Annotated in this window: 11 protein-coding genes and 1 tRNA gene; 8 read left to right on the top strand and 4 right to left on the bottom strand. The window is 71.5% G+C overall.

What is annotated here, in order from left to right:
* Positions 1 to 62: 62 nt before the first annotated feature.
* Both ACIQBL_RS00990 and ACIQBL_RS00985 read right to left on the bottom strand, forming a co-directional pair.
* Positions 63 to 3011, bottom strand: coding sequence for an SUKH-4 family immunity protein (locus ACIQBL_RS00990; protein WP_401936963.1), 2949 nt, complete (start codon positions 3009 to 3011; stop codon positions 63 to 65).
* Between the two features lie 8 nt (positions 3012 to 3019).
* Complete coding sequence (locus ACIQBL_RS00985; protein ID WP_401935418.1) at positions 3020 to 4045, bottom strand: SMI1/KNR4 family protein; 1026 nt, start codon at positions 4043 to 4045, stop codon at positions 3020 to 3022.
* 248 nt (positions 4046 to 4293) lie between these two features.
* Between ACIQBL_RS00985 and ACIQBL_RS00980 the strand changes: the two genes are divergently transcribed.
* Positions 4294 to 4830 (top strand): YwqJ-related putative deaminase, encoded by a 537-nt coding sequence (locus tag ACIQBL_RS00980; protein ID WP_401935416.1) that lies wholly within the window; start codon positions 4294 to 4296, stop codon positions 4828 to 4830.
* Positions 4831 to 4915: 85 nt separating this feature from the next.
* Complete coding sequence (locus tag ACIQBL_RS00975; RefSeq protein ID WP_401936960.1) at positions 4916 to 5410, top strand: SUKH-3 domain-containing protein; 495 nt, start codon at positions 4916 to 4918, stop codon at positions 5408 to 5410.
* 205 nt (positions 5411 to 5615) lie between these two features.
* On the opposite strand, the gene ACIQBL_RS00970 is transcribed toward ACIQBL_RS00975, so the two are convergent.
* Complete coding sequence (locus ACIQBL_RS00970) at positions 5616 to 6932, bottom strand: sensor histidine kinase (RefSeq protein ID WP_401935414.1); 1317 nt, start codon at positions 6930 to 6932, stop codon at positions 5616 to 5618.
* A 194-nt stretch (positions 6933 to 7126) separates the two neighbouring features.
* Here ACIQBL_RS00970 and ACIQBL_RS00965 point away from each other — a divergent pair.
* From ACIQBL_RS00965 to ACIQBL_RS00940, 6 genes are all read left to right on the top strand, one after another.
* Positions 7127 to 7198 (top strand) — tRNA-Gln (locus ACIQBL_RS00965).
* A gap of 175 nt (positions 7199 to 7373) precedes the next feature.
* Positions 7374 to 8819: a bifunctional UDP-N-acetylglucosamine diphosphorylase/glucosamine-1-phosphate N-acetyltransferase GlmU gene (glmU, locus tag ACIQBL_RS00960; RefSeq protein ID WP_401935412.1), complete on the top strand. Its 1446-nt coding sequence runs from the start codon at positions 7374 to 7376 to the stop codon at positions 8817 to 8819.
* A 77-nt stretch (positions 8820 to 8896) separates the two neighbouring features.
* Positions 8897 to 9877: a ribose-phosphate diphosphokinase gene (locus ACIQBL_RS00955; protein ID WP_401935411.1), complete on the top strand. Its 981-nt coding sequence runs from the start codon at positions 8897 to 8899 to the stop codon at positions 9875 to 9877.
* A gap of 193 nt (positions 9878 to 10070) precedes the next feature.
* Positions 10071 to 10655, top strand: coding sequence for a 50S ribosomal protein L25/general stress protein Ctc (locus tag ACIQBL_RS00950; RefSeq protein WP_401935409.1), 585 nt, complete (start codon positions 10071 to 10073; stop codon positions 10653 to 10655).
* Positions 10656 to 10768: 113 nt separating this feature from the next.
* Positions 10769 to 11371, top strand: coding sequence for an aminoacyl-tRNA hydrolase (pth, locus tag ACIQBL_RS00945; RefSeq protein ID WP_401936959.1), 603 nt, complete (start codon positions 10769 to 10771; stop codon positions 11369 to 11371).
* 63 nt (positions 11372 to 11434) lie between these two features.
* Complete coding sequence (locus tag ACIQBL_RS00940; protein WP_401935407.1) at positions 11435 to 11881, top strand: hypothetical protein; 447 nt, start codon at positions 11435 to 11437, stop codon at positions 11879 to 11881.
* A gap of 64 nt (positions 11882 to 11945) precedes the next feature.
* Here the strand turns inward: ACIQBL_RS00940 and ppc are convergent, their stop codons facing one another.
* Positions 11946 to 14678, bottom strand: coding sequence for a phosphoenolpyruvate carboxylase (gene ppc / locus ACIQBL_RS00935; RefSeq protein ID WP_401935406.1), 2733 nt, complete (start codon positions 14676 to 14678; stop codon positions 11946 to 11948).
* Positions 14679 to 14837: the final 159 nt, after the last annotated feature.

The raw sequence follows: 14837 nt of genomic DNA, 5'->3' as shown, positions 1-14837 counted from the left end.
CGGACCCGATCACACGACCGGGTCCGACCCTTCTTCCCTACAGCCTGTTCAGCGGACCGGGGTCACAGCAACCCGTCCCACATCTGCTCCAGCAACACCGACCACCAGCTCTCCGGCGACCCCAGCGCCGCCGGGTCCAGCGAGGCGAGCTGCGCCTGGAAGTCGACGGTCCAGCGGCCCGCCTGCTCCTGGTTGAGCCCGTACCGCAGCCGCCACATCCGGCCCAGCAGCGCCAGACAGCGCGCGAACTCGGGCAGCCCCGTGTTCACGAACTGCGGCGGTACGGCGGCACCGCCCGGCCCCGCCTCCACGGGCACCGCGACGATGTTCGCCGTACCGTACTGGACGCAGATCGCCCGGCCGAAGTCGCTGCCCATGACGAGGTACGAGCCCGCGTCGGCGGACGGCCGCACCCCGCGCTCCTGCGCGAGTTCGGCCAACGTCGGTACCGGGCGCCCGGGTTGTGCCTGCGCCCAGAAGAACGGGCCCATGTCCATCGGCAGCCCCGCAGCGACCAGCGTGTGCGCCACGATCGGCGGTACGCCCTGCCGGGACACCGCCGCCTGCTCGAACCGGAACACGCCCGGCCCGAACGCGCCCGCCAGTTCCTGCGCGATCGCCTCCGGCGGAATCGGCGGCGTCGGCTGCACCGGCGGCAACGGCGCCCGCACCGGGGCGAGTCGGGCCGGCCCGTCGGCGACCTGGTGCAACTCGCCCTGGTGGGCGAGGAGTTCCCGCATCCCCTGCTGCCGGCTCGCGTGATCCGTGCCGTACGGCGCGATGCTCGCGATCCGCGCCTGCGGCCACTGCTCCCGGATCATCCGCGCGCAGTACGCGCCCGGCAGCTCGCACGACTCCAACTCCGTGTGCAGTTCCAGGACTTGGTCCGGCGGGATGTTCATGCCGCGCAGCTCGTGGAAGATCTGCCACTCCGGGTGCGGCGTCCCCGGCGCGGACCGCCGGATCAGCTGCTGCTCGGAACCGTCCGGCGCGCGGTACCGCAACACGGCCTGATACCCCGGTCCCACGGTCGGCTGCCCCTGCTGCGGATAGCCGTAGGCAGGCTGCTGCTGACCGGGGAAGGGCTGACCGGGCAGCTGCTGTCCCGGGGGCGGCGGCACGGCGCCGGGAGGCACCGCACCCGGCGGCATCGCCTGCGGCGGAGCCCCCGGAGGCATACCCGGCGCCCCCAACGCACCGGGCGCACCCGGGAATTGCGGCGCCGGAGGCGCCCCGGGCCCACCCATCGGCGGCCCGGCCAGCATGGTCTCCGCATGGTGTACGACACCGGGGGCGCCACCCTGCGGACCGGAAGCACCGGGCGCACCGGGCATCCCGGGGGCGCCCGGCGCCTGAGGCGCGCCGGGCCCACCAGGAGCACCGGGCGCGTACGGCACACCAGGGGCACCGGGGGCACCCGGCGGCTGCGGCACACCCGGCCCCGCGGGCCCACTCCGCCCCGGGTCGGCAAACATCGTCGCCGCATGGTGAACCCCACCCGGAGGCGGACCGCCGGGCGTATTCGGCACACCGGGCGCACCCGGCGCACCAGGCGGGCCGGGCGGCTGCGGAGCCCCGGGACCGACCGCCCCCTCGGGCCCCTCAGGACCGAGCGCCGAGACCATCTGCGTCGGCACATACCCACCGGGCGGCGGCGGAGGAGGCGACGCGGGCGCACCGCCCGGCCGCGCACCCGGCGTCCCCGGCGCACCCGGCGGCGGAGGCGTGACCGAACCACCACCCCGCGCCCGGCGCGGCGGAGGCGCCGCCTTGCTGGTGGCGGCGTCGGCGATGTCCTCGGCGTTGGCCGCGAGCGCCCGCCCCGGCACACCCGGCCCACCGGGAGGAGGCGGCACGTTACCGGCACCGCCCGGCCCCTGCGGATACCCGTACGCGGCCGGCGCCGGCGAAGGCGCACCCTGGGGATACCCGTACGACGACGCCCCCGGCGAGGACGCACCCTGCGGACCACCGGGAGGAGGCGGGGTCCCCGGAGCACCGTCCCCTTGGGGATACCCGTACGACGACGGCCCCCCCGAAGGCGCCCCCTGCGGACCCCCCGGAGGCGCCGCAACACCAGGCGCCCCCTGCCCCTGCCCTTGTCCCTGTACCTGCCCCTGGGGATACCCGTACGACGGCGGAGCGGCCGGAGCCGGAGGCGTGCTGCCCTGCGGAGCACCCGCACCGTGCTGCTGCCGCGAACCCCCCACCCCACCACCGGCGTTGGGCTCCCCCATCGCCGGTGCCACGGCCGTGCGCGGGAGTTGGCTGCCGCCGGGCATCAGGGCGGTCTGGGCGTCGGCCGGGGTCGAGTCGTCGTTCTCGTTCAGCGGCGGCGCGAACACGGTCGCGGGCAGCGGTACCGAACGGTCCTCGCCGGCATCCGCGTTGGTGTCGGTGCCCGCCCACGGAGTGGCACCGTCAGGCACACGATGCGCGTCCTGCACCCCAACTCCCCCGGCGTCCGGCCAAGCCGAAGCGGCCGGCACCCCGGCCTGCGTCTCCGGAAGCGAACGGGCGGCGGGCACCGGAGCGGGAGCCGAAACCTGAGCCTGAGCGGGCGCCGGAGCCGAAGTGGGAGCCGAGGGCCCAACCCCCGCCCCCCCGGCGGAAGTTCCCGCCCCCCGCCGGTCCGCGATCCCCAGCTTGTCCGCCGCCTCCTGCAACCACTCCGGCGGACTCAGCAGGAACGAGGTCTGGTTGAGGTCCACCCGGGCCGCCGGCACCGGTACCGCGTCGGCGACCTCGTCGGGGCGGCCGTACTCCTCCTCGTAGCGGCGGATGACCTCGCCCACCGGCAGTGCGGGCCACAGTGTGGCCTCGCCGCTGTCACGGGCGAGCACCAGCCGCTGCGCGCCGCCGTCCGAACGCGGCCCGTCGGCGCGGTCCTCGGCCCAGACCACGAAGCCGAGTTCGAACTCCCGCACCCGCACCTCGCGATGCTGGTACGACGGCACGTCGCCGTTGATCCACTCCTCGGCGCGCTCCTGCGCCTGCGCGAAGGTCACCATCGTCTCGCTCACTCCCCCACCGAAGACGCCGAAGCCGCCGAAGCCGCCGAAGCCGCGGACGACACCGGAACGGACCGGGCGAACCCGCCGTCCACCATCAGGTTCGCCACCGTCTCCAACTCCGGTGGATTTCCGGCGAGTCGGGCCAGGAACTGATCGAAGTCGTCCCCGGCGGGCAGCAGCAGCCGCTCCACGCGGGCGGCCGGCGCCCAGGACGGGTCGACGTCGCGGGCGTCGTCGTAGGCGCAGAACCACACGGAACCGATCCGCTGGCCCTTGACCTTGACGGCGAGCAGCCCGCCCTGGACGAACCCAATACCCAGGTAGTCCTTGGTGAGATGGTCGCGCAGGCATTTGTTGACGTAGACGAGGTCGTTGACGGCCGCCTCGTCGCGGACCGTGAAGAACGGCTGGTCGATCAGGAGCCCCAGCTCGGCGTCCAGCGCGGTGCCGACGGGCGCGGAGCCGCCGGCCGCCTTGAGGAACGACCGGTAGGCGCCCGGGAGTCGGTAGCCGAGGTCCTCCTCGACGCCCTGCACCTGCGCCTCGGTGACCGACACCGAGGATTTCGGCAGTCCGAAGTGCGCGGGGCGGGTCTCCTGGAGCGGGCGGGTGCCGCGCTTGTCGTGGTCGACGGCCGCCGTGGCGATCCCGCCGTGGTGCCGCAGCAGCGCCTTCACGTCCACGGGGACGAGTTCGAGGCGCCGGGTGCCGACCACGTGGTGCCAGGTCCAGCCGTGCGGGGTGGCCACCGCGGGCACCGTGTCCCACAGCTCGTGCCCGGTCGCGGCGAGCGCCGCGTTCGCCGACACGTAGTCCGTCAGGCGCAGTTCGTCGACCCCGAAGCCCTCCGGCGGCTCGGCGATCTCCGCAGCCGCGCGCGCGTACGGCGAGAACTCGGGGTAGCCGTGCTCGTCCATCCGCACCCCTCTCGGGTGACGGGCCGCCCGGACCGGGTCCGGGAAGTGCACGACCTGCCCGGCGTAGGCCGCGTTCGGTGGCGCGGCTTGTTGCCCGAGCCGACCTGTCGTCATGGCGGTTGCCCCCTGCGGCACTCAGTACGAATGTCTCCACGCGTCGACCGCGCGGATCGCGGTGCGGACAGCCTATGCGGTACGGGGACACCGGTCACCGGCGGTGTTCGGCCGCACCCCCTCCTCCGTGACCAGCCGTCACCCCGTCGTGACAGCCCGCCGAAGCCCGGGCGTGTCGCGCGCCCCAGCTTCCGCACCCGCCACGGCATTTGGCACTCTGTGTCCTTCCGGGGGATGCACGGGAGGGGATGACGATCATGAACGCGACGCAGACGGGACCGCCCACGGGGGCGCACACCGGGCCGTCCGGCGACCCACGGGTCGGCTGGAGCGCCACCGGGGCGGCACACGCGCCCGCCCTCAACCACCGCCGCGACGGCATACTCCCGACCGTCGCCGCCGCCCTCTCCGTGCGCGGCGAAACCCTCACCGGCACCGCCGCCCGCAGCGACCAGGCACCGGAGCTGCACCCGCTCGTCCAGGACTTCCTCGACACCCTCACCAGCGCCCAGCGCGACCGGTTCACCGGCCGCTGCGCCGAGGCGATCCTCATCTCCCGCCACATCGCCGCCGCCGACGCCGACCGCAGCAAGCGCGCCGCGCGCAAGCCGATGACCAACGGCGAGGCCCGCAAGACCCTCAAGCAGGCCAAGCTCACCGCCCGCCGCATCCGCGAGGACGGCGACCCCCTGCACGGCAGCTTCGCCACACCGTGCCGGGCCTGCACAGCCCTGAGCGCCCACTTCGGCGTCCGAGTCGTGGACCCCACGACAGAGAACGGCTGACACCCCTCCTTTCTCCGCACGAAGCACCACCACCACCAGCACCAGCACCAGCACGTGACCCATGTCGCCGACGATCGAAGGGCAGATGCACGCCGACCGCCACTCCACCACCCGCTTCTCCGTACCCGTGGACGCCGCCCTGCGCGCCGCCGGCTGGCAGCCCGGCCGCTGGGACATAAAGCAGGCCGAGATCTGGGCGGACACCCTGCGCGACCACACCTCGCCCGCCGGCCACCAGCACGCCGTCTTCCCGGCAGCCGTGGAGGTCTGGGCCGAATTCGGCGGTCTGCACATCACCCCCACGGGCCCCGGCCGCCAGATCGCCCCCGCGTCCCTCCACCTCGACCCCCTGCACGGCCTCCACATGGCCCGCACCCTCGGCGACCTCGGCCGCGCCCTGGACACCGACGTCAGCCCCCTCGGCGAGGAACCCGACACCCAGTCCCTCCTGGCCATCGACACCGAGGGCCGCGTCTACGCCCTGGACCACACCGGCGACTGGTACCTCGGCCCGGACATCGACCAGGCCCTGGCGGCACTCGTCTCAGGCATCGAGCCAGTACGCCTGACAGCAGGCTGACCCCGTCGGGAGCGCGGGCAGTCAGCCGCGTACGGCGAGAAGGGGCCGTGTCGGGGGGTGTCCGCCCGCAGCGGTTGGCGCGTCAACGCGAGCGCGTTGGTAGGCACCCGATTCCGCGCCGTTCCGAGGACGGACACCCCCCGGCGCGGCCCCGACCCACCACCGAACCGCAGGCGCAAAGCCGCACCCGCCGAAACCCGCACCCTCAAGCCGCCGGAATCACCGCGGACACCCGAAACCCACCCGCATCCGTAGGCCCCGAAACAAACACCCCGCCCAGCGCGAGCACCCGCTCCCGCATCCCCACCAGCCCATTACCCCCCGACGGCAACCGCGCCGCCGACGCGGACGCGAGCTCGGGCGGCGGTTCGTTCTCGACCTGCATCGCGATCTCCGACACCCGGTGCGCGAGCCGCACATGCGTCTTCGCACCCGCCGCGTGCTTGTGGACGTTCGTCAACGCCTCCTGCACCACCCGGTACGCGGTCTGCTCGATCTCCGCCGCGTACGACCGGGTCTCCCCCTCCACCGACAGGTCGACGACCATCCCGGCCGCCGCGGACTGCCCGAGCAACTCGTCGACGTCCGACAGACAGGGCCCCTCGGCCGCACCCTCCTGGTCGACGGCCCGAGAGGCCGCCGCGGCGGCGGCCACCCCCACCGCGACGAGCGGCACCGCGGCCCGCTCCCGCGCACCCGCCCCGTCCCCGCTCCGCAACACCCCGAGCATCTCCCGCAACTCGGTGAGCGCCTGCCGCCCCATGTCTCCCACCAGGGCAGCGTTCTTGACGGCCTTCTCCGGATCCTTCCGGGCAACGGCCTGCAAAGCCGCCGCGTGCACGACCATCAGACTCACCCGATGCGCGACGACGTCGTGCATCTCCCGCGCGATCCGGGTCCGCTCCTCACCCCGCGCCCACTCGGCCCGCTCCTCGGCGCGCTCGGCGAGGAGTTGCAGCTCGCGCTCCAGACTGTCGGCCCGCTCCCGAAGACTCTCCATCAACCGCCGCCGCGCACCCACGTACAGCCCGAGCAGCACGGGCGGCGCGGTCATCCCGACCGCGGTGGTGATGGAGGCGAACGGGACGAACCAGTCCCCCAGTTCCCACGTCCCCCGCTGCATGTCCTGCCGTACCCGCACGAACATGACGATCAGCATCCCGAGGAACGACATCCCGGCCAGCGACCCGATGATCCGGCGCGGCAGTTCGGACGCGGCGAGGGTGTACAGCCCCACGATGCCCATCAGGTAGCCCATCTGGGCCGGGGTGATGGCAATAGAGACAAGGACAACGGCGATCGGCCACTTCCGCCGGACGATCAGCGCGGACCCGGCCAGCACCCCGAAGACGACCCCCACGGCCGCCGGAACCCCCGCGTCCCGCGCGAACCGCACCCCCTCCGCACCGCACTCCGCCGCGGACGCCACCGCGAGCACCGCGTCCAGCACCGCACTTCGCCACCTGGTCCACCACCACGGCCCTCCCCGGGCCGTGGCATGGTCTTCCCCCGTCGTGGTCATGCCTCCAGCCTACGGGCGCCGGGCCCCGCTTTTCCGGCGAGTTTCCACGACTGGCCTACACCACCGCGCGTAGCCGAACAGTGACGAAACCGATCACCCACGACAAGTACCGTCGCACGGAACCCATCGCGTACGGCATAGTGTTCTGTGCCCACTCGGCGACCAGGCTAAATGTCCGGTTCTCACGAGTTTGATCCCCCGTGGTGTAATTGGCAGCACCGTGGCTTTTGGTGCCATTTGTCCGGGTTCGAGTCCTGGCGGGGGAGCAAAATCCGCTCGCGACTGAGCGACAACGGATCGACAACTGACCAACCCCCTCTCCCAGCACCCCTCTTCGGGCCCTGACAGCACTGTCAGGGCCCACTCTCATGTCCCCCATGAAACGCCCCGGTATCCTGCGAATGTCCACCCCCCAGCATTCCGAAGCCGAAGGGCAAACCCGTGAGCGCCATTCGCCCGGCAGCCGTCGTCGTCCTCGCAGCGGGTGAGGGCACCCGTATGAAGTCGGCCACACCGAAGGTCCTGCACGAGATCTGTGGCCGGACCCTCGTCGGTCATGTGCTGGCCGCCGCCCGCGAGTTGGAGCCGGAGAACCTGGTCGTCGTCGTGGGTCACGCCCGCGAGAAGGTGACCGCCCACCTCGGCGAGACCGACCCCGGCGTACGGACCGCGGTCCAGGCAGAGCAGAACGGCACGGGCCACGCCGTACGCATGGCACTCGAAGAACTCGGCACCGTGGACGGCACCGTCATCGTCGTGTGCGGCGACACCCCCCTCCTCCGCGGTGAGACGCTGCGCGCCCTCGCCGCCCACCACACCGCCGACGGCAACGCGGTGACCGTGCTGACCGCCGAGGTCCCGGACGCGACCGGCTACGGCCGTATCGTCCGCGACGGCGCGTCCGGCGCGGTGACCGCGATCGTCGAGCACAAGGACGCCTCCGACTCGCAGCGGGCGATCCGCGAGATCAACTCCGGGGTCTTCGCGTTCGACGGGCAGTTGCTCGCGGACGCGCTGGGGAAGGTGCGGACGGACAACAGCCAAGGCGAGGAGTACCTCACCGACGTGCTCGGCATCCTGCGCGAGGCCGGGCACCGCGTCGGCGCCTCCGTCGCGGGCGACCACCGTGAGATCGCCGGCATCAACAACCGCGTGCAGCTCTCCGAGGCCCGCCGCATCCTGAACGACCGGCTGCTGACCGAGGCCATGCTCGGCGGGGTCACCGTCATCGACCCGGCGACGACCTGGATCGACGTCACCGTCACGTTCGGCCAGGACGCGATCGTCCACCCCGGCACACAGTTGCAGGGCACCAGCCACATCGGTGAAGGTGCCGAGGTGGGCCCCAACAGCCGCCTCAAGGACACCGTCGTGGAAGCCGGCGCCCGCGTCGACAACACCGTCGCCGACAGCGCGCACGTCGGGGCGCAGGCGACCGTCGGACCGTACGCCTATCTCCGCCCCGGCACCCGCCTCGGCGCGAAGGGCAAGATCGGGACGTATGTCGAGACCAAGAACGCCGCCATCGGCGAGGGCACGAAGGTCCCGCACCTCTCCTACGTCGGGGACGCGACGATCGGCGAATACACCAACATCGGAGCGGCAAGCGTGTTCGTCAACTACGACGGACAGGACAAACACCACACCACCGTCGGGTCGCATTGCCGCACGGGTTCGGACAATATGTTTGTGGCACCCGTCACGGTCGGGGACGGCGCGTACACCGCCGCCGGCTCCGTGATCACGAAGGACGTACCGCCCGGTTCGCTGGCCGTGGCCCGTGGCCAGCAGCGGAATATCGAGGGCTGGGTGGCCCGCAAGCGTCCGGGGAGCGCGGCGGCGAAGGCCGCGGAAACGGCTTCCCGCCAGGGCGAGAGCGAGAACTGACCGGAAACGGGCGCGTCGAACACGGCGTACCGTGATAAACGCACACCCAGTTGAATGACCTCTGAGGAGACAGTGCTGTGACCGGGATCAAGACGACCGGCGAGAAGAAGATGATGTTCTTCTCCGGCCGCGCCCACCCCGAGCTTGCCAAGGAGGTCGCCCAGCAGCTGGGTGTCGGGGTCGTCCCGACCAAGGCCTTCGACTTCGCGAACGGCGAGATCTACGTCCGTTTCGAGGAGTCGGTGCGCGGGGCGGACTGTTTCGTGATCCAGAGCCACACGGCTCCGATCAACCAGTGGGTCATGGAGCAGCTCATCATGATCGACGCGCTGAAGCGCGCGTCGGCCCGCTCCATCACGGTGATCGTGCCGTTCTACGGCTATGCCCGGCAGGACAAGAAGCACCGCGGCCGTGAGCCGATCTCGGCGCGGCTCATCGCGGACCTGATGAAGACGGCGGGTGCGCACCGCATCCTCACCGTCGACCTGCACACCGACCAGATCCAGGGCTTCTTCGACGGCCCCGTGGATCATCTCTTCGCCCTCCCGCTCCTCGCGGACTACGTGGGCGGCAAGGTCGACCGCGACAAGCTGACCATCGTCTCCCCGGACGCCGGCCGCGTGCGCGTCGCCGACCGCTGGTGCGACCGCCTCGGCGCGCCGCTCGCGATCGTGCACAAGCGGCGCGACAAGGACGTGGCGAACCAGGTGACCGTCCACGAGGTCGTCGGTGAGGTCAAGGGCCGCGTCTGTGTCCTGGTCGACGACATGATCGACACCGGCGGCACGATCTGCGCCGCAGCGGACGCCCTGTTCGCGCACGGCGCGGAGGACGTCATCGTGACGGCCACCCACGGCGTGCTCTCCGGCCCCGCCGCGGACCGCCTGAAGAACTCCCGCGTCAGCGAGTTCGTCCTCACCGACACCCTCCCCACCCCGGGCGAGGTGGGCGCCGACCTCGACAAGATCACGGTCCTGTCGATCGCCCCCACCATCGCGAGCGCGGTCCGCGAGGTCTTCGAGGACGGCTCGGTGACGAGCCTCTTCGACGAGCACTGACCCCGCACGTCATAGATCGATCCCTAGATCGATTTCTGTTACGGCCTCCCCGCCGAGTAAGCTGCCCAAGTTGCTCGGCGAGGGAGGCCGTACCGATATCCAGGTACGGCGGTCCGTTATCGACGCGCTCTTCGTAGCAGGCCGATGTTCGGCCGGGTGACCACCTTCCCCAACGTTTCTACGAGGAGTGACCATGGCCGACGTCAAGCTCGCCGCCGAGACCCGCACCGAGTTCGGCAAGGGCGCCGCCCGCCGTATCCGCCGTGACAAGAAGGTCCCCGCCGTGGTCTACGGCCACGGTGTCGACCCGCTGCACATCACCCTGCCGGGCCACGAGCTCCAGCTCGCCCTGCGTACCCCGAACGTCCTGCTGACCCTGGACATCGAGGGCAAGACCCAGCTGGCGATCCCGAAGGCCGTCCAGCGTGACGCCATCAAGGGCTTCCTGGAGCACGTCGACCTGCTCACCGTGAAGAGCGGCGAGAAGGTCACCGTCGAGGTCTACGTCCACACCGAGGGCGAGCTGGCCCCGGGCTCCTTCCTGCTGGAGCACGTGCTGAGCACGATCACCGTCGAGGCCGAGGCCACGCACATCCCCGAGTCGGTCACCGTGTCCATCGCGGGCCTGGAGGCCGGTGCCTCCATCGCCGCCAAGGACATCCCGCTCCCCAAGGGCACCACGCTGGCGATCGACGAGGACGCCGTCGTCCTCCAGGTCCTGGCCGCGCAGGCCGAGGAGGCGTCGCCCGACGCCGAGGCCGCGGGCACCGAGGCCTGATCCTCACCTTCATCGCGGTGTCAGCCGCTGTTCCCGTCCTCCACCGGTACGGGAGCAGCGGCTGGCTGCTGGGGGGCCGGGGGACCGCCCCCGGGAGAACGCAGCAAGGAGACATCGACGTGACGACCGACGCCAACGCCCCGTGGCTGATCGTGGGGCTCGGGAATCCGGGTCCGGAGTACGCGAACAACCGGCACAACGTGGGCTTCATGGTGGCCGACCTGCTGGCCGAGCGGATCGGCGGGAAGTTCAAGCGGGCCGGGAAGGCGCAGGCGCAGGTCCTGGAGGGCCGGATCGGGGCGCCGGGTCCGGCGAGCCGCCGGGTCGTGCTGGTGAAGCCGACGTCGTACATGAACCTGTCGGGCGGTCCGGTCAACGCGCTGCGCGACTTCTACAAGGTGCCCCTCGCGAACATCGTCGCCGTGCACGACGAGCTGGACATCGACTACGGCACCCTGCGCCTCAAGCTGGGCGGCGGTGACAACGGCCACAACGGCCTGAAGTCGATGACGAAGGCGATGGGCCCGGACTACCACCGGGTGCGGTTCGGGATCGGGCGCCCGCCGGGCCGTATGCAGGTGGCCGATTTCGTGCTGAAGGACTTCTCGTCCACGGAGCGCAAGGAACTGGACTTCCTCGTGGACCGCGCCACCGACTCGGTGGAGTGTCTGGTGAGCGAGGGCCTGGAGCGGGCGCAGAGCGCGTACAACTCCTGACTCGACCGACTTGTCGGTCACCGGAGTTGACCGCGTGTGCGGGTATGGCCAATGATCCCCGCCATGAACTTCGGACGGCTCGCGGCGATGGGCACGGTCACCGTGCTGCTCCTGATCGCCGGCGTGTGGGGTTCCTGGCCGACCGCGCACAACGTGATGCTGACCAAGGGCCGCGAGAGCGGCACCATCGAGGTCACCGCGTGCGGCGACGACACCTGCACGGGTCCCTACACTCCGGTCTCGGCCGGGTCGAAGGCCCGCGCCAAGGTCGTCATCGACCACACCGTCGCGGTGAAGAAGGGCCGGACGTACTCCGTCGTCGTGAAGCCCGGCACCGACGAGGTCATGCGCTCCGGCCCCGCCGGGATCCTCTACGCCTGGGTCCCCCTCGGCGGCGCCCTCCTGCTGGCCTCGGTGGTCGTCGCCGGCGGCCTGCGCCTGCCCCGGGCGGGATGGGTGCTGGCCGGCTCGGGAATCGCCCTGCTGACGGCAGCCTTCGTAGCACTCTGACGGACGAAAGCGAGGGTGCCCCCGAGCCGCTACGACAGCTCGGGGGCACCCTGTTCCGTGCTGCTCAGCCGGTGTTGCGCAGGCCCGCCGCCACACCGTTGACGGTGAGGAGCAGGGCCCTGCTCAGCAGCGGGTCGGGCTCGGCGCCGGCCGCCGCCTCGTCGCGCTGGCGCTTGAGGAGGGTGACCTGGAGGTAGGAGATCGGGTCGAGGTAGGCGTCGCGGATGGTGAAGGTCTGCTTCAACACCGGGGTGGCGTCGAGGAGTTCGGTCTCACCGGTGACGCGGAGCACCTCGGCGACGGTCAGGTCGTGCTCGGCCCTGATCGTGTCGAAGACGTGCTTCAACTCGTCCGGGACGAGGGTGTCGACGTAGTGCTGGGCGATCCGCAGGTCCGTCTTGGCCAGCGTCATCTCGACGTTGGAGATGAAGTTGCGGAAGAAGTGCCACTGCTCGTGCATCTCGTCGAGCACGGTGTCGAGACCGGCTTCGCGCAGCGCCTTCAACCCTGAACCCACGCCGTACCAGCCGGGCACGATCTGCCGGGACTGGGTCCAGCCGAACACCCACGGGATCGCGCGCAGTCCGTCGAGCGAGACGCCCGAGCCGGGGCGGCGGGAGGGCCGCGAGCCCAGGTGCAGATCGGCGAGCTGGTCCACCGGCGTGGAGGCGAGGAAGTAGGTCGGCAGGTCCGGGTCCTCGACCAGCCGGCGGTAGGCGGCGTGGGCGGCGTCGCTGACCAGGTCCATCGCCGCGTCCCAGCGGGCCAGCGCCTCGTCGGACTGGCGGGGCGAGGTGTGCAGGGCGGAGGCCTGGAGGGTGGCGGCGACCGTCAGCTCCAGGTTCTCCCGCGCCAGTGACGGCACGAGGTACTTGTCGGAGATGACCTCACCCTGCTCGGTCACCTTGATCTCGCCCTCCAGCGTGCCCCAGGGCTGGGCGAGGATCGCGTCGTGGGACGGGCCGCCACCGCGGCCGACGGTTCCGCCGCGACCGTGGAAGAGCCGCAGACGTACGCCGTACCGGTGGGCGACGTCACGCAGGCGCCGCTGCGCCCGGTGGATCTCCCACTGCGACGTCGTGATGCCACCGAACTTCGACGAGTCCGAGTACCCGAGCATGACCTCCTGGACATCCCCGCGCAGCGCGACGAGCCGCCGGTAGGACGGGTCGGAGAGCATGTCCTCCAGGATCGTGTCGGCGGCCTTCAGCTCGTCGGTGGTCTCAAGCAGCGGCACGATGCCGACCTTCGCCCACCCGGCGTGCAGGTCGATCAACCCGGCCTCGCGGGCCAGGAGGGCGGCGGCGAACACGTCGTCGGCGCCCTGGCACATCGAGATGATGTACGACTCGATGACCTCGGGCCCGAACACGGCGAGCGCCTTCTTGACCGTCTCGAACACACCGAGGGTCTTCTCCCCGGCCGCGTCGACGGGCGCCGGCGTCGGAGCCAGCGGCCTGCGCGACCGCAGTTCCTTGGCGAGCAGCTTGGCGCGGTACTCGCGGGGCATGTCGGAGTACCGCCAGGACTCCTCACCGAGCCGGTCGAAGAGCTGCCCCAGCGCGTGGTGGTGGGCGTCCGCGTGCTCGCGTACGTCCATGGTCGCGAGCTGAAGGCCGAACGCGCCGAGCGTGCGGATCGTACGGTCCATGCGGCCGTCGGCGAAGAGGCCGCCGCGGTGGGCGCGCAGGGAGGTCTGGATCAGGGTGAGGTCGTGCAGCAGCTCGGCGGTGCCGAGGTAGTCGCGGCCGTCCTCGTGCGGGGTGCCCTTGGCCAGGCGGCTCTTGGTGTTCTCCAGCTTCTGCCGGATGCAGGTGGCCTTCAGCCGGTAGGGCTCCTCGGCGTTGAGGCGCTTGTAGCGGGGGCTGATCTCCGGCAGCAGCTCCAGGTCGACCCGGAGGGACTCCAGCAGCTCCTCCGTCGCACCCGTGTAGCGGATGGAGTTGGAGAGGAAGCCGCGCAGCTCGTCGATCGTCTCCAGCGCGTCGTTGATGCCGTGCTCGTGCTGGAGGATCAGCACGTCCCAGGTGACCTGCGGGGTGACGTTCGGGTTCCCGTCGCGGTCGCCGCCGATCCAGGTGCCGAAGGTGAGCGGGCGGGTGTCGTCGGGCAGCTTGACGCCGACGCGCTCCAGCTCTGCCGTCAGGTCCTCCAGGACGTCACCGACGGCGCCGGCGTGCAGCTCGTCCAGGTAGTAGATGGCGTTACGGGCTTCGTCGGCGGGCTCCGGCCGTACGACCCTCAGCTCGTCCGTCTGCCACACCAGGTCGATGTTCTCGGCCAGCCGGGTGTCGTGGCGGCGGCGGTCGGACTCTATGACCGGGGTCTCCAGGAGCGTGGCGATGCGCCGCAGCTTGTTCAGGACCGAACGCCGGGCCGCCTCCGTCGGATGCGCGGTGAAGACCGGGCGGACGTTGAGGTTCTTGACGGTCTCGCGCAGGTGTTCGGGGTCGGCGTCCTTGAGGCGGTCGGCCGTACGGGCGAGGAGACCGCCCTCGGCGGCACGCCTGGCGCGCAGCTCACGGCCCCGGTGGACCTGCTCGGTGACGTTGGCCAGGTGGAAGTAGGTGGAGAACGCGCGGACCAGCCTGGCGGCGGTCTCCAGCTCGGTGCCGCGCAGCAGCTCGGCGGCGGCCTCGCCGTCCTCGCGGGTGAGGCGGCGGACCTTCTCGACCAGTTCGAGCAGCTCGGGGCCCTCCTGGCGGACGAGGGTCTCGCCGAGCAGGTCGCCCAGTCGCCGGATGTCGGCGCGCAACTCATTGTTGGTCGTGGTGGCCTGGTCGTCGGCACTGCTCACAGGTGCGGCTCCTTGCAGTGTTTGAAGCTCGTCTGGAGGGAACCCGGACGGCGGTCCCGCGGCGGCTGCCGCATACGGGACGGACATCCGGGAAGAAAACAGAGCGGACCGCGCTGTCCGACCGACACCAAGGATAGGTGTCCACTCTGACGCGCGGTC

The sequence above is a fragment of the Streptomyces sp. NPDC088350 genome (genome assembly GCF_044753545.1).
Taxonomy (GTDB): Bacteria; Actinomycetota; Actinomycetes; order Streptomycetales; family Streptomycetaceae; genus Streptomyces.
This window is presented reverse-complemented; position numbering and strand designations above follow the sequence as displayed.